The following is a 22,999-nucleotide window of genomic DNA, read 5'->3' on the forward strand; positions in this document are numbered from 1 at the left end:
GTCTCTGTATATTCAACGCCCGCTTGAAATGGCGAGTTATCTACAGTGATAGTGGAGGTTAGAGAACCTCAACCACCTCGACGCCCTCATCTTCAAGCTCGGCAACCACGTCGTCGAGCTTGTCCTCGTGCACGGGCGCGGTCAGGTCAAGCAGCACGCGAGTCTCGTAGCCTGCATCGACCGCATCGCGAGCGGTTGCCGACACGCAATAATCGGTGGCGATACCGACAACATCGACGAACTCGATACCGCGCTCATCCAGCCACTCCGACAGGGGAGTCTGCGGACCGTCCTCGGACGCATCCGCACCAGGCTCGTGCTCGCCGGTTGCGACTTCATCCTCGGGGGCGAGAAGCCCCTCAAAACCCGAGTAGGCTGCCTCGAAGCGGCCCTTGCGGAAGTACGCCTCAATGTAGTCGGTGTCCAGGTTCTCGTGAATCTGCGCGCCTTCGCTCTTGGCGACGCAGTGCACCGGCCAGGAGTCAACGTAGTCGGGGGTGTCAGAGAAGTGTGAACCCGGATCAATATGCCAGTCCTGGGTGGCGACAATCGCGTCGTAGCGGTGGTGGTTGTTCTCCACGTATTCGCTAATCAGCGCGGCAACGTCCGCACCGCGCTCGGTGGCGAGGGCGCCGCCGGCGCAGAAATCGTTCTGCACGTCAACAATAATCAGTGCCTTAGACATGTCTGTCCTTTACAAGTAGGAATGAGTTTTCACTCTGATTCGCCAGGTGAAGATTCGCCAGGTGAAAACAGTATCTCAGAAGGGTGGTTTAGATGAATTCGGTCGGAATGATCGGCTCACCCTCCGAGAGGCGGTGGGCAGCTTCGGGAAGCTCAGCCAGGGATGCTACGTGGCGGGCGGTTGCGCGGCGCACGCCTTCCTCGCCGGTGAAGCCGGGGAGTAGCTCGCCGTTGCGGACGAAGTCCACCATGAGCGGGCGGGTGTCTTCGAGCAGGCTCGGGTCCTCGTGGGTGCCCAGAACCTCGGCGGTCGCAATGCCCATGCCGTTGAGGCGGCGGGCCGCACGCTTGGCCCCGCCGATGGACGCCTTGCCAGCCGACGCCTTAGCGACCGGTTGCATTTCACCGGCGGAGTTCTCACGCTCAACAACCTTGTACACCATGGAGGAGGTCGGCGCGCCGGAACCGGTGACCAGCTTGGTGCCCACGCCGTAGGAGTCCACGGGTGCTGCCGCCAGGGATGCGATGGCGTACTCGTCCAGGTCGCTGGTGACGGTGATCTTGGTGTGGGTGTTGCCGAGCGAGTCGAGCAGTTCACGCACACGTGCCGCGGTGGCGACCAGATCGCCGGAGTCCAGGCGCACACCGCCGAGCTCTTCGCCAGCGAGTTCCACGCCGAGGCGGACCGCCTCGTCCACGTTGTAGGTGTCGACGAGCAGGGTGGTGCGGGCGCCGAGGGAACGCAGCTGCGCCTCGAACGCTTCACGTTCGCTGTCGTGCAGCAGGGTGAAGGCGTGGGCGCTGGTGCCGATGGTGTGCAGGCCGTAGCGCAGGCCAGCCTCCAGGTTGGAGGTGCCCGCGAAGCCGGCAATCACGGCGGCGCGTGCGGCGGAGACGGCGGCGCGTTCGTGGGCGCGGCGCGAACCCATTTCGAGGCAGGGGCGGTTGCCTGCGGCTGCGCTCATGCGGGAGGCGGCGCTTGCCACGGCGGAGTCAAAGTTCAGGATGGACAGCAGGTAGGTTTCGAGGACGCACGCTTCGGCGAAGGTGCCTTCGACCTGCAGGACGGGGGAGTGGGGGAAGAACGCTTCGCCTTCTGCGTAGCCGCGGATATTGCCGCTGAAGGTGAAGGATTCGAGGTAGGAGAGGGTCTCTTTGTTGACGATATTGCGGGAGGAGAGGAAGGAGAGTTCTTCGTCGTTGAAGCGGAAGTTAGCGAGGCCTTCGAGGAATCGGCCGGTGCCTGCGAGGATGCCGTAGCGGCGGCCTGCGGGCAGGCGGCGGGTGAAGACTTCGAAGGTGCACTTACGGTTGGCTGCGCCGGAGGCGAGTGCCGCCTGGAGCATGGTCAGTTCGTAGTGGTCGGTGAGAAGAGAGGTAGTAGCCATGTGTTTATTGTAGTGGGGTATTAGGGTATTTTTCCTCTTGAATCGGCGTGTCAATCACTACATAAAGTATTCTTGACTCTAAGTACTGTAGTATGACAAATTACCAGCACTCTGTGCGGGAGCAGTACAGGACGAACACCAGAGCAATACAGAGGCAACACAGGGGCAACACATACCCGCCCGTATAATCAAAGGGAACCGGCCGCAAAGGAAACCAATGAACACTACCGCCGTGATCCTCTCCACCGGAACCCTCGAGGACACCGACCTCGACACCGCCCTGGAGAACATCCTCGCCACAGACACCCCCTGGAACGTCATCGTCTGGAACGACCCCGTCAATCTCATGACCTACGTGTCCTACGTCTTCCGCAGCCACTTTGGCTACTCCCGCGCCCGCGCAGAAGAGCTCATGCTGCAGGTACACAACAACGGCAAGGCAATCGTCTTCACCGGCTCGCGCGAAGACGCCGAAAAACACACCCAGGCAATGCACGCCTGGGGTCTGCTGGCAACCTTCGAGAAAGTAGAAAACTAATGGCACGGCCCTTCCGCCGCACCCCCGGAGGCTACACCGCCTCCTTCGAACCCGCCGAACGTGACCTGATTCGCGAACTCGCCGAAGACGTTCGCGCGCTACTGCGCCCGGCAGATACCACCGCCGACGGCGGCACCGTCGACCCGTTGGAGGCGCTGGTCGGCATCACCGAAAACCCCACCATTCCCGCCGACAGTGCCGTAGCACGCCTGCTACCCGCCGCAAGCAGCGACGACGAGGCCGCCACCGAATACCGCCGCTACACCGAACGCGACCTGCGCGAAACCAAACGCGCGAACCTCGCCATGCTCGCCTTCGACATTGAATCCAGCGACCTGCGCCTGAACGAAGAACACGCCCGCGCCTGGGCTGCCGCGCTCGGCGATATTCGCCTGGTGCTCGCCGACCGCCTCTACATTGTGGACGAAGACACCGCAGAAGATATTGCGGCGTTCACCGACCCTTCCGAGATCGAGACCCAAGAAGAGTACATGGCTGTGGTGTACAACTTTGTCTCCTGGGTTCAGGACTCGCTCATGCTCGCCATGCTCGACGGGCTGGACGACGAAGAAGAGGAAAAGTCCGGCGGAGTATTTGGCGGGGCAAACGAGCAAGAATAGAACGAATTTTTCAAATTCCCCCTCAAACTATCGTCATATACAACCACATAATGGTGGTTCTCGACTCATCTAACCGCTCAACGGACTAAAAGGGTAACCTTAGCGAGTTAGCATAGAACGTGGTACCCGACCGATAACGAAGTGTAGGTGACACATGAGTGACAGCATCGACGCAACAAATCCCTACCGTGCCCGCACCCCCTGGGGTAGCCCCGCGCCCGCAGGCCCCACCGCCGCGGCACCCATCGGCGTCTTCGACTCCGGCGTTGGCGGACTCACCGTGGCACGCGCCATCATGGACCAGCTGCCTCACGAACGCATCATCTACGTCGGCGACACCGCCCACGGCCCCTACGGCCCCCTCAAAATCGCAGAAGTACGCGCCAATGCCCTGCGCATCATGGACGAACTCGTCGACTCCGGCGTGAAAATGCTCGTCATCGCCTGCAACACCGCCTCCGCAGCGGTGCTCCGCGACGCCCGCGAACGCTACACCCGCCAGTACGGCATCCCCGTCATCGAGGTGATTCAGCCCGCCGCCCGCCGTGCGCTCGCCGCAACCCGTAACCGCAAGATCGGCGTGATTGCGACGGAGGCGACCGTCACCTCCCGCGCCTACGAGGACACTTTTGCGATTACCCCGAACCTTGAGGTGCACTCGGTGGCGTGCCCGCGCTTCGTGGAGTTCGTGGAGAAGGGCATTACCTCCGGTCCCGAGCTGCTGGAGACCGCCCGCGAGTACCTGCAGCCGCTCAAGGACGCTGGCGTGGACACCCTCGTGCTCGGCTGTACCCACTATCCGCTGCTGGCCGGCGTGATTTCCTACATTATGGGTGAGGACGTTACCCTGGTTTCCTCCGCGGATGAGACCGCGAAGGACGTGTACCGCGAACTGCTCAACCACGCCATTGAAAGCCCGGTCCCCGAGGAAAACCCGCACCACGAATTCCTCGCCACCGGCGAAACTGAGACGTTCTCGCAGCTGGCACGCCGCTTCCTCGGCCCCGAGGTCACCAACGTGCGCCACACCAGCTCCGTGGCGGAACGCTACCCGACCGGCTCGCTGGCGGCACTCACCCCCGAAATGCTTGCGGCACACCGCAGCATCACCCTCGACGAATCGGCAGATCCTGCAGAGGCAGCACACACTGTCGCGGGCACCGAATTTTCCGGCACCACCCCTAAGGACGACACCTCATGCGTCTAACCGTTATCGGTTGCACGGGCTCCTTTCCCGGCCCCGTCTCACCGGCTAGTTGCTACATGCTCACCGCCACGGACTTCGCGGGTCGAACCTGGCGCATCATCATGGACATGGGCAACGGCTCCCTCGGCATGCTCCAGCGCCATATCGATCTGAGCGATATCGACGCGATTCTGATTTCGCACCTGCACCCGGACCACTGCATCGACCTGTCCGGTCTGCACGTGGCGGTCAAGTGGGATCCGCGCGGCTGGCCCAAGGGCCGCATTCCGCTGTACGGTCCCGCCGCGATTAACGAGTACCTTTCGGCGACTCACGGCCTGGACCCGGATCCGGGCATGAGCACCGAGTTTGAGTACCACACCTGGACTGAGGGTGAGCCCGTGCAGATTGGTCCCTTCCGCGTGGAGCCGTTCCGTGTGGTTCACCCCTCGAAGGATCCGTACGCGCTGCGCATCATCTGCAATGACCGCGAGGGTCACACCGTGTTCTCGTACTCGGGCGATACCGACCTGTGCGAGGGCCTGGTCAAGGCTGCGCGCGGTGCTGACCTGTTCCTCTGCGAGGCAGCCTACCAGGAGGGTCGAGACGAAGCCCTGCGCGGTATTCATCTGACCGGCAAGCGCGCCGGCGAGGCTGCCACGGAGGCGGGTGTGCGTAACCTGTTGCTGACCCACCTGCCCGTGTGGAACGACCCGGACATCGCTCGCGCGGAGGCGCGCAGTGCTTTCTCTGGCCCGGTCGGCATTGCCGAAATGGCGGCAAGTTACCGCATCTACCCGCGCCCGACGGAGGCTCACCCGGTCACGTCCACCCTGAACGTGGTGGAGGTGCTTGATCCGCCGCTGAACACCGCGATTGCGCTGCCCAAGCCTGAGCTAGATTAGGCGAAGCCCGAGCTGGACTAGGCTAAACCCGACCTGGGCTAAAACAAACTGGACTAGTGCAAACTGCGCTCAGCCCCGCCCACTTTTTGACATAGATTCAACAGACAGACACAGACCCCGCAGACAGATTCAAGGAGAACCCATGACTGCAACCCGCGAAGACGGCCGCGCCCTCAACGAACTGCGCCCCATCACCATTACCCGCGGCTGGTCCCGCAACGCTGAGGGTTCCGCCCTCATCGAGTTCGGCAACACCCGCGTGCTGTGCACCGCATCCTTCACCGAGGGCGTGCCGCGCTGGCTCAAGGGCGAAGGTAAGGGCTGGGTGACCGCCGAGTACGCGATGCTGCCGCGCGCCACCAACACCCGTTCTTCTCGCGAGTCGCTGAAGGGCCGCGTGGGCGGCCGCACCCACGAGATTTCTCGCCTGATTGGTCGCTCCCTGCGTGCGGTCATCAACATGGACGAACTGGGTGAGAACACCATCGTGCTCGACTGTGACGTTCTGCAGGCTGACGGCGGCACCCGCACCGCTTCTATTACCGGCGCGTACGTGGCGCTGGCAGACGCTATTTCTTGGGCGAAGGAGCAGAAGATTCTGCCCGCTAAGGCGAACCCGCTGATCGATTCGGTGTCCGCAATTTCGGTGGGCATTATTGACGGCACCCCCATGCTGGACCTGCCCTACACCGAAGACGTTCGCGCCGAGACCGACATGAACGTGGTCGTCACCGGCAGCGGCAAGTTCGTTGAGGTTCAGGGCACCGCCGAGGGCGCGCCTTTCGACCGCGACGAGCTCAACAGCCTGCTCGACCTGGCGCTGGAAGGCACCGCAGAGCTGGCTCAGATTCAGCGTGAAGCACTGGCACACTAACCCGTCCCAGTAACTAGTTCCGTCGACAAGGAGAAACTATGGCAGACGCAAAGATTGTTCTGGCAAGCCACAATAAGGGCAAGCTCAAGGAACTGCGCGAAATTCTGCGCGGACGCATTGACGGCCTGGACGTTGATACCCAGGTGGTTGACGCCTCCAGCGTGAACGCCCCCGATGTTCCCGAGACCGGCGTGACCTTCGCTGAGAACTCCCTGCTGAAGGCGCGCGCTGTTGCCGAGGCAACCGGCCTGGTCGCTATTGCTGATGATTCCGGCCTGTCGGTGGATGTGCTCAACGGCGCCCCCGGTATTTTCTCGGCGCGCTGGGCGGGTCGCCACGGTGACGATTCCGCGAACCTGAACCTGCTGCTGGCTCAGCTGAGCGATATTTCTGCCGAGCACCGCGGCGCGAAATTCTGCTGCGCGGCCTCGGTTGCCTCCCCGAACGGTTTTGATGCGGTCGAGTACGGCGAGCTGCCCGGTGAGCTGCTGACCGCACCGGCGGGGGAGGGCGGCTTCGGTTACGACCCGATTCTGCGCCCCGTGGAGCTGAACGGTGAGAACGCCCTGTACGAGGGTCAGTACGCTGGCAAGTCTTGCGCTGAGATTCCCGCCGAGATTAAGAACTCGATTAGCCACCGTGCGCGTGCTTTTGAGGCACTGATTCCTCAGATTGCTGCTGCGCTGGCGTCCTAGAACCGTCGCTGAGGCGCCAGAGCATACTCGCTGTGCCGGTCTGATGGGTGAAAACGCGGGGTTGGGTGCGATTTTTTCGTGCATCCCCCTAAAATCCCCCACAGGGATACCAATTAAAGGCACAATAGGTAAAGAAGTTTTACCTCAAGGTTAGTGACACCAAAGAAACTCGTCTGCTGAAGGTATCTTCGGCAGGCGAGTTTTGCTATTGAAGAGCCTTTCAGCGAGGCATCTGCTCGACGCTTGCTGTCACCGACCGCGGTAGAAAAACCTGCAGCGAAAGAGACACACCGATGCTCATCCTTCTTCTGCTGATGGCACTCGCCCTTGCCGCCGGATGCTGGGCGTACTCCTACGTGTGGCGCGGCCTGAACCGCCGCGTCATTGCCGCCGTGAAGGTGGTCGATCCGATGATTACGCTCGGCCCGTACGTCATGGCTGCGTGGGTGGCGTTCATGGCTCTAATCGCCACGAATATCTGGGCGACCGGAACCCTGCACACTGTGCTGACGATTATCTTCTGCGTGGTTGCCGCAGGGTGCCTCGGCTGGGCTGGATTCTGGCTACTCATGCACTGCCTGGGCGGGCAGACCCCGGGCAAACGCCCGATGTGGTGGCGCGAGGCGGTTGCCGCGAAGTTCGCCTGGCGTAACCTCTCGCGCATGCCCGCCTACCTGGGTGCTCGCACCAGCATCCTGCCGGTGGAGAACCCGCATCTGACCAAGCCGTATTCGGGGTCGTGGACTCGCCCGCTCGGTGCGACCATGCCCGGGTACAGCTCCAACGGTGAGTTTATTGAGGGCTTTGACGAGTTCGGTCGCAAGATGCCGCATATCTACCCTGTAGGCCCTGAACCGACCATTTTTGAGATGGCGCGCTGGGGTAAGTCGGTCAGCTCCGATCAGCTGCTGACGACCTTCCTGCCGACTGCTCCGTTTGAGCGTCTGCGTCTGCCCGGCACCATGACGGGCCCCTTTACCTTTGCGGGGGAGGTGCCGCACGGTGCGGTGACGAAGTGGCCTCGCCGCAGCGGCGCCAACCGCGCCTTCGGCTCCTACGCTCGTCTGGGCGAAATCACCGAACGCAAGGTGGAGCTGCTGATCGACCACCGCATCATTGCGGCGCTGCAGACCACCCGCGAAAGCTACGAACGCCGACACAGCTGGATGCTCGCCTTCACCGATATCGCAGACGGCGACTTCACGATGGACGCCGACGAGAATGGCAACCTGCGCATCACCTTCGGCATGATCACCGAGGGTTACGAGACTCCGTGGGTCTTCACCAGCACTCTGAAAGACAGCCCGCGCCTGCGCCGCAAGGTACGCCACGCCATGAGGGAACGCCGTGTGCTCAAGCAGAGCAGCGGCGAGCTGATGGACTGGTACTTCGTGCCAAAGCTCAGCGAATTCCCGCACGGCCCGGTCACGAATGAGCTTCCCGAAGAGTTTTACTTCAAGTCCAATATCATGGTCACGAACCGTCACGAGAGCTCCTCGCGCGCCTCGGGTGAAGCTCACTAGGGCAGTGCCACTGCTATGAGGCGCCCAGGGCGGACACCTCAGAAGCGACCCCTAAAAATTCAGACATCCACAGATACTCACACGCCGGCTGCTACTCCATAGGGGAGTGGCAGCCGGTGCTTTTCTGCTGTTTCATTCTCTCGGCAGCGTCTAATAACGGTACAGAGAGCCTCATGACGGCGCAGGCAGAAGCGGGCAACAAGCCACGATAGAATAGAAACTTAGAGCACTATGAGCGCAAGCCCGGGGCATTTTTTCTCCCTTCCGCAAGCTTGCCGTGCTGAATACACAGTCATCACTTGCACACAGTCATCACTTGCCGAAAGGATTCCCGTGGCGTCTTCGAACTACACCGCCCGTCACCTCTCCGTGCTGGAAGGTCTGGAAGCTGTACGCAAACGCCCGGGCATGTACATTGGCTCCACCGACTCTCGCGGCCTGATGCACTGCCTCTGGGAGATTATCGACAACTCGGTGGATGAGGCGCTCGCCGGTTTCGGCCAGTCCATCCAGGTCATTCTGTACCGTGACGGTTCGGTTGAGGTGCGCGATGATGGCCGCGGTATCCCCACCGACATTGAGCCGCGCACCGGCCTGTCCGGTGTCGAGGTCGTATTCACCAAGCTACACGCCGGCGGTAAGTTTGGCGGCGGCTCCTATAACGCGTCCGGTGGTTTGCACGGTGTGGGCGCTTCCGTGGTGAACGCGCTGTCTTCCCGTCTGGACGTGCAGGTGGACCGTGGCTCGAAGACCTACCAGATGTCCTTCCGCCACGGCATTCCCGGATTCTTCGAGTCCGGCCGCACCCCCAAGCCCGAAGATCCGTTCACTCCCGCAACCGAGGGCACTGACGCCCTGCAGATTGTGGGTCGCGCTAAGCGTGGCGTGACCGGCACCCGTGTGCGCTATTGGGCTGACCCGCAGATTTTCACCCCCGACGCTAAGTTCAGCTACGAGGACTTGGCTGCTCGTGCGCGCCAGACCGCGTTCCTCATTCCGGGTCTGCGTATTTGCATCCGTGATGAGCGCCGACTGCCCGGCACCCCCGGCGAGCTGGAACCCCACGAGGAAGTTTTCCAGTACGACGGCGGCATTAGCGAGTTCGTCGAGTTTCTGGCGCACGATGAGCGTATTACCGACACCTGGCGTTTTAGCGGCAGCGGATCTTTCACCGAGACCGTGCCGGTGCTGGGTGAGGACGGCCGCTCGCAGCTGACCGACGTGGAGCGCGATTGCGAAGTGGACGTTGCGCTGCGCTGGGGCATTGGTTACGAGACGACGGTCCGCAGCTTCGTGAACATTATTGCCACCCCCAAGGGCGGTACTCACACGACCGGTTTTGAGCAGGGCCTGCTGCGCGTGATGCGCAAGCACCTTGCCGATAATGCCCGCAAGTACAAGGTGGGTAACGACAAGATTGAGAAGGACGACGTGCTCGCCGGCTTGACCGCCGTGCTGACCGTGCGTCTTGCCGAGCCGCAGTTTGAGGGTCAGACCAAGGAGATTCTGGGTACCCCGGCGGTTCGCCAGATCGTGTCGAAGGTCGTGGGCGATGCGCTGAAGGCTCGCCTGGAGTCGACCGCCCGTGCGGAGAAGGCTCAGGCGACCGCTCTGTGTGAGAAGGTCGTCTCTGAGATGAAGACCCGCGTCTCGGCGCGCATCCATAAGGAAACTCAGCGCCGTAAGACCGCGCTGGAGTCTTCGTCCATGCCCACCAAGCTGGTGGATTGCCGTTCGACCAATGTTGAGCATTCTGAGCTGTTCATTGTGGAGGGTGACTCGGCGCTGGGCACGGCGCGTCTGGCGCGTTCTTCCTCGTATCAGGCTCTGCTGCCGATTCGCGGTAAGATCCTGAACACTCAGCGTGCTTCGGTGACTGATGTGCTCGCGAATGCTGAGTGCGCGGCGCTGATTCAGGTGATCGGTGCGGGTTCGGGTCGTACCTTTGACCTGGACTCTGCTCGCTACGGCAAGGTCATTATGATGACCGATGCGGACGTGGACGGCGCCCACATCCGTACCCTGCTGCTGACCCTGTTCTACCGTTACATGCGTCCGCTGATTGAGGCGGGTCGCGTGTACGCTGCGGTTCCGCCTCTGCATCGTGTGGAGGTGGTGCGCCGCGGCAAGCCGAACGAGATGGTGTACACCTACTCGGAGAAGCAGCTGCACGAGCTTCTGGATTCTCTGCGGGAGCAGGGGGTGTCCTATAAGGAACCCATTCAGCGTTATAAGGGTCTGGGTGAGATGGACGCTGACCAGCTGGCTGAGACGACGATGGATCCGCGTCATCGCATGTTGCGCCGTATTCGCATTGAGGATGCGGAGGCTGCCGAGCGTGCGTTCTCCTTGTTGATGGGTTCTGAGGTGGCTCCGCGTAAGGAATTCATTATTGCGGGTGCTCATCAGCTGGATGCCGAGAGCATTGATATGTAGAGCATCGATATGTAGCGTGCGGTACCTTGCGGGGCATTGCGGTGCCTTGCGGGGCAGTGGTGGCTGGCGTGTCACAATCCATGAATTTTGTGTGAGAATAGTCACGCAATTCTCGGAGATTCCGCGTAAATTCCGCATGAAACAGGCAAATTTAAGCTTTGAGCACTACTTGAAGCACCTGTCACAATCACGAAATCTGTCACCAAAATTTTGCAGAAAATATTAAAAACTGCAATATTTCACCAAGGTTCCGAAACTGCTTCTCAACCCCGCAAGGCACCATCGTGTCTCATTCCTCTCACCACCCTTGCATCGAGGGATAACGTCCAAGGTACCTTTAGCGAAACGTCAAACAATAAACGTCCATACTATGCACAGCCTACTCACAGCTTCTTAGGAAAACCCTGTACCTTAGAAGCATGAGAGACACTGTGTCAGTAACTCTCGTATGCCCTCCATCGATGGTGGACTACCCGAAATCTGGCACAAACGCACATTAAGTACACACATAGTAAGGACCTATCAATGGATCCCCTTGATTTTGGTAGGTGGCAGTTCGGTATTACCACCGTCTACCACTTCTTCATGGTTCCGCTGACTCTGGGTCTGGGCCTTGTGGTGACCTACCTGTACATTTGCTACGTTCGTACCAAGAAGGACGAATACAAGCGCATGACGAAGTTCTGGGGCAAGCTGTACCTCATTAACTTCGCTATGGGTGTGGCCACCGGTCTGGTTCAGGAATTCCAGTTCGGCATGGCGTGGAGTGAATACTCCCGCTTCGTCGGCGACGTCTTCGGCGCTCCGCTGGCAATGGAAGGCCTCTTCGCCTTCTTCGTTGAGTCGACCTTCCTTGGTCTGTGGATCTTCGGTTGGGACCGCCTCAAGCCCGCAGTCCACGCCTTCTGTCTGTTCATGGCAGTTCTCGGCTCCTGGATTTCTGCATTCTTCATTCTGGTTGCAAACTCCTGGATGCAGCACCCCGTCGGTGCAGAAATGATTGACGGTCGTCCCCGCATGACCGACATTGGCGCAGTGCTGATGAACCCCCTCGCATGGGTGACCTTCTCTCACGTCATCACCGCATCCATCCAGGTTGCCGGTGGCTTCCTGGTCGGTATTGCCTGGTACAAGCTGTGGCGTCGCCGCAAGGACGGCATCGACAAGGTCGTTGACGGCAAGGTCGTCGTTGGTGAGTCCGACAAGGGCGCACGCGACAAGAAGGACTTCCAGGTTTGGCTCAAGTCCCTGCGCCTGGGCGCAGTGGTGGGCCTCATCGGCTTCGCTGGTGTTGGCGCATCCGGCCACATGCAGGCACAGATGATGATTCACGAGCAGCCCATGAAGATGGCTGCCGCCGAGGCCGCCTGCCACGACGGTACCTCCTTCTCCGTGCTGACCGTTGGTGAGCTTGGCGCTCAGAGCTGCGACAAGATTCACACCATCATCGAGGTTCCCGGCGTGCTGTCCTTCCTGGCATACGACAACTTCAACACCCCGGTGAAGGGTATCCAGACCCTGGTTCCCGAGTACGAAGCTAAGTACGGCACCAACCTGCCCGATAACCCGCTCTACGGTGAGCGTGCAGGTCAGAAGATTGATTACCTGCCCTCCCTCGAGGTCTCCTACTGGGGCTTCCGCGGCATGATCGGTCTGGGCGCAGTCGTCGTTCCCTTCTACCTCTACGCACTGTGGGTTACCCGTAAGAAGGGCGTGGGCACCGTCCCCGAGTCCAAGCTGCTCAAGAACGTTGCCGTCTGGTCCATCCTGGCTCCCTTCTTCGCAATTGCACTGGGCTGGATCTTCACCGAAATGGGCCGTCAGCCCTTCGTGGTTGTCCCCAACCTTGAGGGCGATCCCGCAATCCGCCTGTACACCGCAGCAGCTATCTCCCCGGGTGTTTCCGGTGAAGAAATCCTCTTCTCCCTGCTCACCCTGGGCCTGCTCTACGGCGTGCTGATGGTGGTTGAGGTTTACCTGCTCATCAAGTACGTCAAGGCCGGTGTGGTTGCTGCAATGCCCGAGCTGGTTCAGTCGCACCACGAGGACGAGTCCAACGACAAGTCCAAGCGCGACGTGCTGGAGTTCGCCTACTAGGCGGGTAAGGATTGATTCACCATGAACTTTGATTTCAATATCTTTGCCGGTCAGCCTGGTCTGCCCACCCTCTGGTTTGTTGCCATTGGCGTCTTCCTCATCATGTACATGATCCTGGACGGTTTTGACCTGGGTGTCGGTATGCTGATGGGTTCCAAGTTCGCAAAGAACGAGAAGGAACGTCGTCTGCTGCTGAACATTATCGGCCCCGTCTGGGACGGTAACGAGGTGTGGCTTGTGACTGGTGGTGCAGCTCTGTTCGCTGCATTCCCCATCTGGTACGCAGCCCTCTTCTCGGCTCTGTACATCCCCCTGACCCTCGCGCTGGTCTTCCTGATTCTGCGCGTGGTCGCCATTGAATACCGCGGCAAGAAGAACGACGAGAAGTGGATCCGTAACTGGAACATCGCTCTGTCTGTTTCTTCCTTCTTTATCCCACTGCTCGTTGGTGCTCTGCTGGGTCTGACCTCCATGGGTCTGCCCATCAACGAGAACGGTGACCGCGTTGGCGGCGCCTTCGCATGGGTCTCCCTGCCGGTTCTGCTCGGCGGTCTGGGCTTCGTTGGCTTCTCCCTGGTTCAGGGTCTTGCCTTCATCGCTCTGAAGACCGACGGTGACATCCGCCACCGTGCTCGCAACATCCTGGTACGCTGGGCTCCCGTCCTGCTGCTGCCGATTGTTGCATGGGTTCTGGCACTGGACTTCACCACCGGTAACGGCATTTCCTGGCTGTGCACCATCCTAGCTGTGGTTGCTGTTCTGATTGCTTGGACCTCCGCAAAGGGTGGCCGTGAGGGTCGCGCTTTCGCAGGCCTGTCCGTGTTCCTCGCATTCGGCGCGCTGGCAATCTTCACCGCAATGTACCCGAACGTTCTGCCCTCCACCCTGGACCCGGCATACTCGCTCACCATTGCGAACGCATCCAGCTCCGAGTATACCCTGGGCGTTATGACCTTCGTGACCTGCCTTGGTCTGCCGGTCGTCTTCGTCTACCAGGCATGGACCTACTGGGTCTTCCGTAAGCGTCTGCACGTGGATCACATCCCCGACGCTCACGACGCTACCGAACTGGCTGAACTGCCGACCAAGTAGCATGTAGCTGATTGAAAATCCCCCGGATTTCTCTTTCGAGAAGTTCGGGGGATTTTTCTATGCCACCCAGAGGACTATTCCCTCAGAGGATATTCTCGCAGAGGCTGCAGCTCTCGGCAGATGAGTGGGCGCGCAAAAATTTTTGGTGCACACCCCCCCCGAAATTCGAGCGCGGCAAGGAGCAAAAAGTGTAATGTGGTGAGCAACTCACTCTTATGAAAGGTGTTCAACGATGAAGTCCCTCAACCGTAGCTCCACTGCATCCGCTCCTCGCACCGGAACTACCCCTCGCACCGGCACGCGCCGCCGCCTGCTCGCCACGGGTGCCCTGTTCTGTATCGGCATCATGCCCCTGAGCGCCTGCTCGCTCTTCAACCCGCCGCTGGAACGCGACGAAAGCGTCCACGCCATCTTCGACGCGGAACAGGACATCGTGAAGATGCCCCTGGACGATTACCTCTACTACGAGCGCACCAACTACGAATACACGGCCTTTCAGATTGCCATGAAGCAATGCTTCGCCGAACACGGGCAGAACTACACCATCCAGGCTCCCTATTCTGAAAGCGCACCCCGCGGTGATTTGGGACGAAAGTACGGTCCCTGGAACGTCGAGTACGCCCAGAAGTACGGTTTTCAGAAGCGAGACCCCAACAACGCAGCCGCCCCCATCTCCTATAACTCGGGGGAGAGCATGAGCCCCGAGGACAAGCTTCGCACCGAATGCTACCCCAAGGCCCGCGAGACCCTGGAGGCCGCGGTGCCCGAAGGCAAGAGGCCCGAGAATGAAGGGCAGTCCACATCCAGTCGTATCTCTACTGAGGCGGGTAACGCCGTTTACGGTAGCAAACTGCACCGCGAGCTCGAAGAGAAGTGGAAGCAGTGCGTCTCAGACCGCGGCCTCACCCCTCGCTCGGCAGGCTCCGTCGCCGAGGAAACCCCGCTGGCTGAGCAGCTGAGCAAGAACAACGGATTCAACGAGCCCGCCTCCGAAGAAGAGATTCGCATCGCCACCATCCAGGCCGAATGTAACCAGCAGGTCGGCATGAGCAAGCAGCTCTACGACCTGGAAGCTCAGTACCAGATGCCGCTCATCCGCAAGTACCAGTCACAGCTTGAGCAGGACCGCAAGGCAGAACGTGAGCGTGACGAGAAGTTCAAGCAGTACGTTATGGAGCACCAGTAAACCGGGACGCTGAAAGACAGCACCACAAAAGACAGCGCAAAAACAGCTCAGAAAGACACCGCCATGACCACTCACTCACAGAACCAAAACAGCGGTCACCGCTTTAGCGAGCGCATCGCCCGACCCCGCGTGCTCCTGCTGCTGGCAATCCTCGCCATCGGCTCGCTCATGCTGTCCTTCTACCTTGGCACCCGCTACGCCGCAACAGGCCCCGACCCGACCGTGCAAGCGAAAACCGTGATCCCGGTCTGGGCGAAGGTCGAAGAACGCACCGTCAGCGAGGGACTCGCCATTGCAGGAACCACCAAGGCTGGAGAGACCGCCCCGATTAGCGCACGCACCAACGGTGAGCCGGTGCTCGTCTACCAGAACCAGAAGCCCGGTAACGTACTCAAAGCTGGTGACTTCATCGGCATTATCGGTGCCGACCCCGTCTTCGTGCTGGACGGGCCGCTACCGCTATACCGCGACCTGAACCTGGGCGATAACGGCGACGACGTGCTCGCCTTCCAGAAGGCACTGAACTCCGCCGGGTACGCCACCGCTCAGAGCGGCACCGTCACCGAGGACACCCTCGACGCCGTCACGCGCCTGCACCGCGCGCACCTGACCGGCGTGCCCAGCGAAGGGGTCACCAGCATTGCCCGTAACAACTACGCGATTCTGCCCGGCGGAAGCCACACCGTCACCGCAGTTGCGGCAGTCGGCCAGCTCATTAACGACGGCAACCCCATCGCGAGTGTAGAAACCAGCGAACCCTACGTGGAATCCAGCGTTGAGCTCTCCGTTGCCAATAAGCTCAAGGCCGGCGACCGCGTTAGCCTGCGCACTTCTACCGGCAGCGTGGAGGGCACCATCACCAGCATTGGTGAGCTGCAGAACGACCCCTCCAAGGGTGCGGCGAAGAGCGTGCGATTCAGCGCCGACGACCCGAGCAAGCTCACTCCGGGGCAGAGCGCCTCCATCACCAGCAAGGGCAACACCTCAACCACCCTCGCCGTGCCGACTACCGCGGTACGCCAGGACTCCCAGGGCACCTACGTGCTCGTTGAAAAGGGCGGAAGCTCCACCTCGACCAGCAAGGATGCGCCCGCCACCGAACGAGTTAACGTTGAGGTTCTGCGCACCGCCGGCGGATACGCCGCAATCAACGCAAACCTCAGCACGGGACAGAAGGTGCTTGTCTCATGAGCCGCCGTAAGATAACCCCAGACACAAGCCCAGGACGTGCGCCTACAATTGCGCCCAACGTAGCGTCCGCCGCTACACCTGCTGCCGGGCTCGGTACCGCGCCCGCTATCGAAATGCACGGCATTACCCGTGTTTTCGAGGGGAGCGAACGAGCAGTCCTCGACCACCTCGACCTGGTGGTCGAACGCGGCGAATTCCTCGCCATTATTGGTCCGTCGGGCTCCGGTAAATCCACCCTGCTCAACGCCATTGGCCTGCTCGACACTCCCACCAGCGGAACCTACAGCCTCTTCGGCAAAAACACGGAAGGACTCAGCGACAGAGAACGCGACGAAATGCGCCGAGACCACCTCGGCTTCATCTTCCAATCCTCAAACATGCTGCTGGACGAAACCAGCACGACCAACGCCTCCATGGGCCTGCGCGTGCAGGGCGTACCCTACGGCGAGCGCCTGCAACGCACCGAAGAAACCCTAGAATTTCTGGGGTTGAGCGATCGCGCCAGCATCCGCACCCGCTACCTCTCCGGCGGCGAGAAGCAGCGCTGCGCCATTGCTCGTGCCCTCGCCACGCGCCCGCCGCTGATTCTTGCCGACGAGCCCACCGGCAATCTGGACAGCCACAATAGCGCCAAGGTCATTGAGATTCTTCAGCGCATTAACGCGACCGGCTGTACCGTGCTGGTGATTACCCACGACCCGGAGGTTGCCGCCGCCGCCCGCCGTGTGATTCGCATTGAGGATGGACGGCTACACGAGCAGAGCCGCGCCGACTTGGCTACGGTGCCGGTCGCTGAGGTGCCGGTTGCCGAGGCTGTGCCGGTTGCAACGGACACCCCGGCAGAAGCCACGGTTGGTGCCCCGGTAGATGCTACCACCAGCCTCGCACCGGGGGAGAAGCCCGCTACGCATCGCCGCGGAAGCTTCCTCACCGACGACAGCATCGAGGCAATCTCGGCGCTCACCTCACGACCGCTACGCACCCTGCTGCTGGGCCTGTCCTTCGCACTGGGCGTGGGCGGACTCATCAGCGCCTCCGGCATGAGCGAATCCGCCAGCTACCAGGTGAACCAGCGCCTGCTCGGATCCGAACAATCCACGCTCTACATCAGCGACAGGGACAATGACCAGAACATGCTCGGAACCTACCGGCAGGGCGAATCCGCGCAGAATGTTGCCGACCGCATTAGCGCGCTGGACTACGTGAAGAACACCGGATTCGTCAGCAGCGTGGCACCCGCCGACGTGCGAATCACCCGGTTCAGCCCCTACGAGGACGAACCCAAAACGGCGATTGGCCTCAGCTCCACCTCAAAGACCCGGCTCGAGCAAATCGGTGCCCGCATGAACCCCGAAACCCTGCGTGCGCTCGAACAGATGAACTCGACCCTCACCCAGCAGAACGTTGCTGACCGTGAACGCTCCGAGCAGCTCTCCGGCGCTATCGTCTCGGTCTCCGCTGCCCGCGCCCTCGGCATTATTCCCGAAGATAAGGCTGCAGATAACGCCACAACCGAGCCCCGCCCCGGCGAGCTACCCGCCGTCGAGTACGGCATTAAGCTCGGCGGACTGCCGCAGGTGGCACCCGGTGTGAGCATCTGGGTGGATGGTCAGCTGATGCCGGTCGTCGGCCTTTTCGACCCCGGCAATAGCGGCTACGAATTCAGGAATACGGTCATTGTCTCGCCGGGCACACTTCAGCGCACCGGACGCGGCCAGGTGACCTACATTACCGAAACCGAACGGGGCTACGGCAAAGCGGTCGCCAAGGCAATTCCGCTGACCCTCAAGCCCGCTGAACCCAGCCAGATCAACGTGGAAACCCCCTCCGACCTGCAGAGCCTACGCGCGTCTATCGCCTCGGATCTGGGCCTGTACGTGGGTGTGCTCTCCGGTATTCTGCTGGTGCTCGCCTCCCTCTCGGCGGCAACCGCAATGTATCTGTCCGTGCAATCGCGCACCGCAGAGATTGCGCTGCGCCGCGCCATCGGATCGAGTAAATGGCTGATTGCCCGCATCTTCCTCATGGAGGGCGTCATGCTCGGCGTGCTCGGCGGGTCCATCGGCGCCTGCTCCGGCATGATTGCGACGATTATTCTTTCGCTCGTGCAGGGCTGGCAGGCGGTTCTCTCACCCGGATTCGTGGTGCTCGGCGTGGGCGTTGGCGCCCTTACCGGTCTGGTGTCTTCGGCGTACCCGGCGTGGGTAGCGTCCCGCAAGAGCCCAGCCGATGCGATGCGCGGCTAAACCCGTGCCGGGGGAACGCCAGACCCGCCAAATCCCCGAAGTATGACCGGCCAAATAGGTATTAGCTTGCCCAAACCTTAAAATAATGGGAGGTAAAAACAGCAGAAGACTAAGGACAACACGTGAGTCGAACGCACACACCGCGTCATGCTGACAAACATCAGAATACTGAGGCACCAGAGGCGACCGACGGAAAGCGCAATGACCGCGCTGACCGCCGCCCACCTCTGGGCCCTGACGCCCGTAAAACCCTCAGCACGTTCGGTGTTATCACCGCCGTGCACACCCTCGCGACGGTGCTTTTCAGTGCCGCCTTGGCTGTGATTATTGCCCGCGCGGCACACGCCGGTTTCGCCGCTGTTGCCGCCGAGCACGCGCGTCTCAAAGAGACCAGCGCCCCGGACGTGTACCGCGCCTACATTGAGTTCTCGGGCTCCGCGCAGGCGCAGCTGGAGGCGCACGGCGGCTGGCTACTCGGCCTCGGTGGCATCTTCGGTGACGCAGATACCATCACCCCCGGCCTGATTGCGGTCGCCGTCATTGCGCTGCTCGTCCGCTCGGGCACCGACTACCTGCTGGCTGTGAGCGCGCAGCGTGCCGCCTCCGGGGCGAAGTCTCAGATTCGTTCCTCGCTGCTCAAGCGCGTGCTCGCCACCGGTGGCGCAGACACCCCCGAAGGTACCGGCGCGACCGCTGTGTTGCTTTCCCGCGGCCTGAACGCCCTGGACGACTACTACACCAAGACCCTGACCGCGTTCGTTTCCACTGCGGTTGTGCCGTTCATCCTCTGGGTCGTTGTGGCGTCCCTGGACTGGATGAGCGCCATGGTGCTGGCGTGCACCCTGCCGCTTATTCCGGTGTTCATGATTCTGATTGGTAAGAACACCCGCGACGAGACCGCAGAAGCTCAGGCTGAACTGCACCGCCTCTCCGACCATATTCTGGAGCTGGTACGCGGCCTGCCCGTCATTATCGGTCTGGGCCGTGAACGTGCACAGACTCGCGCCATGAACGCCCTCGGCCAGCGTTACCGTGAACGCACCATGCAGACTTTGCGTAGCGCCTTCATGTCTTCGCTTGCGCTGGAGCTCATCACCACCATTTCGGTGGCGCTGATTGCTGTGCTGATTGGTGTGCGCCTGGTCAACGGCACCCTGGGCCTGGACACCGCAATTCTTGTGCTGCTGTTGGCTCCCGAATGCTACCAGCCGCTGCGTGATGTGGGTGCCGCCTACCACCAATCTGAGGATGGCGTTGCCGCCCTGCGTAGCGCCCAGAAGATTATTGATGCGCCCCTGCCCGCCGCCGCTGCGGACTCGGCTGCACAGGAAACGGCAGTGCAGAAGGCTCAGCCTTCCACCATCGCTGTGGAGGACCTGTCGGTGAGCTACCCGGCGCGTCCTGCGGTGCTGACTAACCTGTCCCTGAACTTGGACCGTCGCGTTGCCACCACTCAGGGTGAAACTGCCCAGGGTGAGCGCGGTGCGGTTATCGGCGTGATGGGTGAGTCCGGTTGCGGTAAGTCCACCCTGCTGAACGTGTTCTCCGGTGCCGTGCGTGAAGGTCTGGTGCCCACCGGCTCGGAGGAGCCCGTGCACCTGACCGGTAGCGTGACCGGTCTGGGAACCACCCTGGTCATTCCGCAGTCGCCGGTCTTCACCGCACCCACCGTGCAGACCGAAATGGCTCTCTATGCGCTGAGCGCCACCGAGGCGGAGCGTGAGCGTGCAGCCACTCTGCTCGGTGAAGCGATGGACTCCAAGAAGTTGTCCGTCACCGATGCCGAGTCCGCGTTGCTGGTTGGCCCGCTGGCTCAGCTGGGCATGGAGAAGCTGACCGCCCTTGAACCCGGTGCCCTCAGTGCTGGTCAGGCGCGCCGCCTCGCCGTGGCACGTACCCTGGCTCGTGCCGAGGCTATCTACCGTGCCGGCGGTGAGCAGACCGTGCTGACCGTCCTGGTGGATGAGCCGACCGCGCACCTGGACGCCTACTCGGCATACCTGGTGACCCGCGCCCTGCACCGCCTGGCGGAACTGGGCGCAACCGTGCTGATCGTGACCCACGAGCAGGAGCTCGCCGCCGGCTGCGACACCCTCGTTCGTGCCGTGCAGACCGCCCGGGGCTACACCTGGACCGCCGAGGCGAACACCGCCCGCGTTGCGGTTCCTGCTGAAGCCCCCGCGCACCTGCTCAAGGACCGGGAAGAGTACGAGGCAGAAAGCACCGCCCCGGCGGGCGCCTCCGCTACTGCCGAGGCCGAGGAAACCGAGCCTGCCGGCCTGTTCGCAAGCCTGCGCACCCTGAAGGAACTGACAGGTATTGGTGTTCGCGCTGCAACCGGCCCGGTGATCATGGCTGCGATTACTTCCCTGATGGCTGCGGCACTGACCGCGCTGTCCGGCTGGCTGATTGTTCGCGCCGCCGAGGGCCCGGCAATGATGTACCTGATGGTCGCCATTGTGGGTGTGCGTTTCTTCGGTCTGGGTCGTGCCTGCGCCCGCTACGCTGAGCGTCTGATGACCCACTCGAAGGTTCTTGCCGCCGCAAATATTCTGCGTCTGCGCGCCTGGGTTGGCGCATGGCAGAGCGTGAGCAGCGTGCGTGCCCTGCTGCGTGGTGACGCGCTGCTCGAACGCCTCGTGGGCGGTATTGATGAGCTGCGTGACGGCGTGCCGCGCGTTATTATTCCGCCGGCTGCGCACCTGCTGGTCATGACCGCGGCGCTGATTACGACCGCGTGCATTCTGCCGCAGGCTCTGATTCCGGTCCTGCTTGCCGTGCTGGTCAGTACTTTTGTGGCTCCGTGGATTGTGCTTCGCGCCGATGCTCGTGCGGAGGCGCTGGCTCGCCGCTCCACCGCGCAGATGCTGCGCCTGGGTACCGGCATGCTCTCGGCAGCCGAGGACCTGCGCGCTAACGGCGTGGCAACCACCGCTGAGAAGGCTAACGGCGCCCTGGACGCCGAGAACCTGTCCGCCCTGCAGAAGGGCTCAACCGCTCAGGGTGTGGGCCGTACCCTCGTGACCCTCAGCTGGTTCGGTGCGGCTCTGGCGAGCGCAGTCATTGCGTACCCGCTGGCTGTTGACGGCACCGTGCGTGCCCCCGAAGCGGCGATTGTGGTGCTGCTGTGCACCGGCATGCTGGAAAGCTCCCTAGGTCATGTTGAGGCGGTCCGCTCCTGGCCCGCGTTCAGTCGTCTGCTCGCGACGATTGCCCCGAGCGTGCGCGACGTATCCCTGGAGGGCATTGTTGCCGTCTCGACCCTGAAGCGTTCCGTGCCGACCGAGGCTGAGGTGGACACCCACGTTCTGCCGCGTCGTGTTGAGCGTCTGCGTGCCCGCGCGGAGGCCGAGATGGAGGAGCTGCTGGAAGCAGACCGTCAGCGTGCTCACCGCTTTGACCGCCCCGAATCTGCGGCTGGTTCTAAGAGCGATACCCCGCGCCCGCCGAAGCCCGGCGAGCCCACCCTGGTCAGCTGCGGTACCCCGCAGGAGCTTGGCGTGAAGGTCACCGACCCCGCCCTGAGCCTGCAGGACGCTGCCGCCCGCTGGCCCGGCATGGATCACCCGGTCTTCACCGACCTGAACATGAACGCCCGCGCGGGCTCCTGGACTGCGGTGACCGGCCCCTCCGGTTCCGGTAAGTCTACGGTGCTTGCAACCGTTCTGGGCTTCTTGCCGCTGGAGTCCGGCCGTGTGCTGGCTTCCGGTGAGGTCCTGGAGGGTGAGCAACTGCGCGGCTACGCGGCGTGGTGCCCGCAGGCGGCTCACATTTTTGAGTCGACCCTTGAGGGTAACCTGATGCTGGCTCGTGACCGTTCGGATCGCCCGAGCGAGGAAGAGCTGATTGAGGTTCTGCGCCGTGTGGGTCTGGGCGAGTGGTTTGACGCTCTGCCTCAGGGTCTGCGCACCCCGGTGGGTGCTGGCGGTTCTTTCCTGTCGGGTGGTCAGCGTCAGCGTCTGGCGGTGGCTCGTGCCCTGCTGGTGAATTCGCCGGTGCTGCTGTTGGATGAGCCGACCGCGCACCTGGACGCTGAGTCTGCCCGTGCGCTGATGGCTGACTTGGATGCGGCGACCCGCTCTAGCTCCGTGGCTACGGTTCTGGTGTCGCACCGTCCCGAGGATATTGCCCGCTGCGATGAGGTGGTTCGCCTCTAAACGCAGCTGAGCGTAGCCATCGCAGGCGAGATTGAACGCAAGAAACTGCGAGGAATGCCCCGGTACTTCGTGAAAGTACCGGGGCATTCCTTTGTGCAAAATTTTCTGGGCATATTGCTCTGCGCGTTATATCTGCGCGGGTTCCCCCAGTCTTTGTAAACAACCTAAGGTCAAAAGGCCG

At 61.8% G+C, this 22,999-nt stretch carries 16 protein-coding genes; 14 read left to right on the plus strand and 2 right to left on the minus strand.

All coding sequences use genetic code 11. From position 1 onward, the window contains the following. Positions 1-58: 58 nt before the first annotated feature. Together HMPREF2919_RS07080 and HMPREF2919_RS07085 are read right to left on the minus strand one after the other, a co-directional pair. On the minus strand, positions 59-685 hold the full coding sequence (locus HMPREF2919_RS07080; protein ID WP_070600355.1) for an isochorismatase family protein: 627 nt from the start codon (positions 683-685) through the stop codon (positions 59-61). 88 nt (positions 686-773) lie between these two features. After that, entirely contained in the window at positions 774-2,072 is a 1,299-nt protein-coding gene (locus HMPREF2919_RS07085) for a nicotinate phosphoribosyltransferase (RefSeq protein WP_070666979.1), read from the minus strand. A 217-nt stretch (positions 2,073-2,289) separates the two neighbouring features. Here HMPREF2919_RS07085 and clpS point away from each other — a divergent pair, with 217 nt between their 5' ends. From clpS to HMPREF2919_RS07155, 14 genes are all read left to right on the plus strand, one after another. Further along, positions 2,290-2,610 (plus strand): ATP-dependent Clp protease adapter ClpS, encoded by a 321-nt coding sequence (gene clpS, locus HMPREF2919_RS07090; protein ID WP_070666980.1) that lies wholly within the window; start codon positions 2,290-2,292, stop codon positions 2,608-2,610. Next, positions 2,610-3,230 (plus strand): DUF2017 domain-containing protein, encoded by a 621-nt coding sequence (locus HMPREF2919_RS07095; RefSeq protein WP_070593486.1) that lies wholly within the window; start codon positions 2,610-2,612, stop codon positions 3,228-3,230. Before clpS ends, HMPREF2919_RS07095 begins: the two co-directional genes overlap by 1 nt. A gap of 154 nt (positions 3,231-3,384) precedes the next feature. Further along, positions 3,385-4,437, plus strand: coding sequence for a glutamate racemase (murI, locus tag HMPREF2919_RS07100; RefSeq protein WP_070604655.1), 1,053 nt, complete (start codon positions 3,385-3,387; stop codon positions 4,435-4,437). Next, positions 4,428-5,321: an MBL fold metallo-hydrolase gene (locus tag HMPREF2919_RS07105; protein ID WP_070604656.1), complete on the plus strand. Its 894-nt coding sequence runs from the start codon at positions 4,428-4,430 to the stop codon at positions 5,319-5,321. Before murI ends, HMPREF2919_RS07105 begins: the two co-directional genes overlap by 10 nt. A gap of 142 nt (positions 5,322-5,463) precedes the next feature. Next, positions 5,464-6,195, plus strand: a complete 732-nt coding sequence (gene rph, locus HMPREF2919_RS07110) for a ribonuclease PH (RefSeq protein ID WP_005506419.1) — start codon at positions 5,464-5,466, stop codon at positions 6,193-6,195. Between the two features lie 38 nt (positions 6,196-6,233). Next, entirely contained in the window at positions 6,234-6,890 is a 657-nt protein-coding gene (locus HMPREF2919_RS07115; protein WP_070506615.1) for a non-canonical purine NTP pyrophosphatase, read from the plus strand. Between the two features lie 293 nt (positions 6,891-7,183). Further along, positions 7,184-8,413: an RDD family protein gene (locus HMPREF2919_RS07120; RefSeq protein ID WP_070604658.1), complete on the plus strand. Its 1,230-nt coding sequence runs from the start codon at positions 7,184-7,186 to the stop codon at positions 8,411-8,413. 333 nt (positions 8,414-8,746) lie between these two features. After that, a complete protein-coding gene (locus tag HMPREF2919_RS07125; RefSeq protein WP_070543255.1) occupies positions 8,747-10,849 on the plus strand; it encodes a DNA gyrase/topoisomerase IV subunit B in 2,103 nt (700 codons plus the stop codon). A gap of 525 nt (positions 10,850-11,374) precedes the next feature. Continuing rightward, a complete protein-coding gene (locus HMPREF2919_RS07130; RefSeq protein WP_070666982.1) occupies positions 11,375-12,946 on the plus strand; it encodes a cytochrome ubiquinol oxidase subunit I in 1,572 nt (523 codons plus the stop codon). A 21-nt stretch (positions 12,947-12,967) separates the two neighbouring features. Next, a complete protein-coding gene (cydB, locus tag HMPREF2919_RS07135) occupies positions 12,968-14,038 on the plus strand; it encodes a cytochrome d ubiquinol oxidase subunit II (protein WP_049350307.1) in 1,071 nt (356 codons plus the stop codon). Positions 14,039-14,270: 232 nt separating this feature from the next. Beyond that, positions 14,271-15,224 carry a hypothetical protein gene (locus tag HMPREF2919_RS07140; RefSeq protein ID WP_049340615.1) on the plus strand — a complete coding sequence of 318 codons (954 nt, stop codon included), beginning with the start codon at positions 14,271-14,273 and terminating at the stop codon, positions 15,222-15,224. A 63-nt stretch (positions 15,225-15,287) separates the two neighbouring features. Next, a complete protein-coding gene (locus HMPREF2919_RS07145) occupies positions 15,288-16,415 on the plus strand; it encodes an efflux RND transporter periplasmic adaptor subunit (protein WP_070666985.1) in 1,128 nt (375 codons plus the stop codon). Further along, a complete protein-coding gene (locus HMPREF2919_RS07150; RefSeq protein ID WP_070666987.1) occupies positions 16,412-18,661 on the plus strand; it encodes an ABC transporter ATP-binding protein/permease in 2,250 nt (749 codons plus the stop codon). The genes HMPREF2919_RS07145 and HMPREF2919_RS07150 overlap by 4 nt, the downstream gene beginning before the upstream one ends. Before the next feature lie 122 nt (positions 18,662-18,783). Continuing rightward, positions 18,784-22,818 (plus strand): thiol reductant ABC exporter subunit CydD/CydC, encoded by a 4,035-nt coding sequence (locus HMPREF2919_RS07155; RefSeq protein ID WP_070666989.1) that lies wholly within the window; start codon positions 18,784-18,786, stop codon positions 22,816-22,818. The last annotated feature ends 181 nt before the right edge of the window (positions 22,819-22,999 follow it).

It is taken from the genome of Rothia sp. HMSC068E02 (genome assembly GCF_001813565.1).
GTDB lineage: Bacteria > Actinomycetota > Actinomycetes > Actinomycetales > Micrococcaceae > Rothia.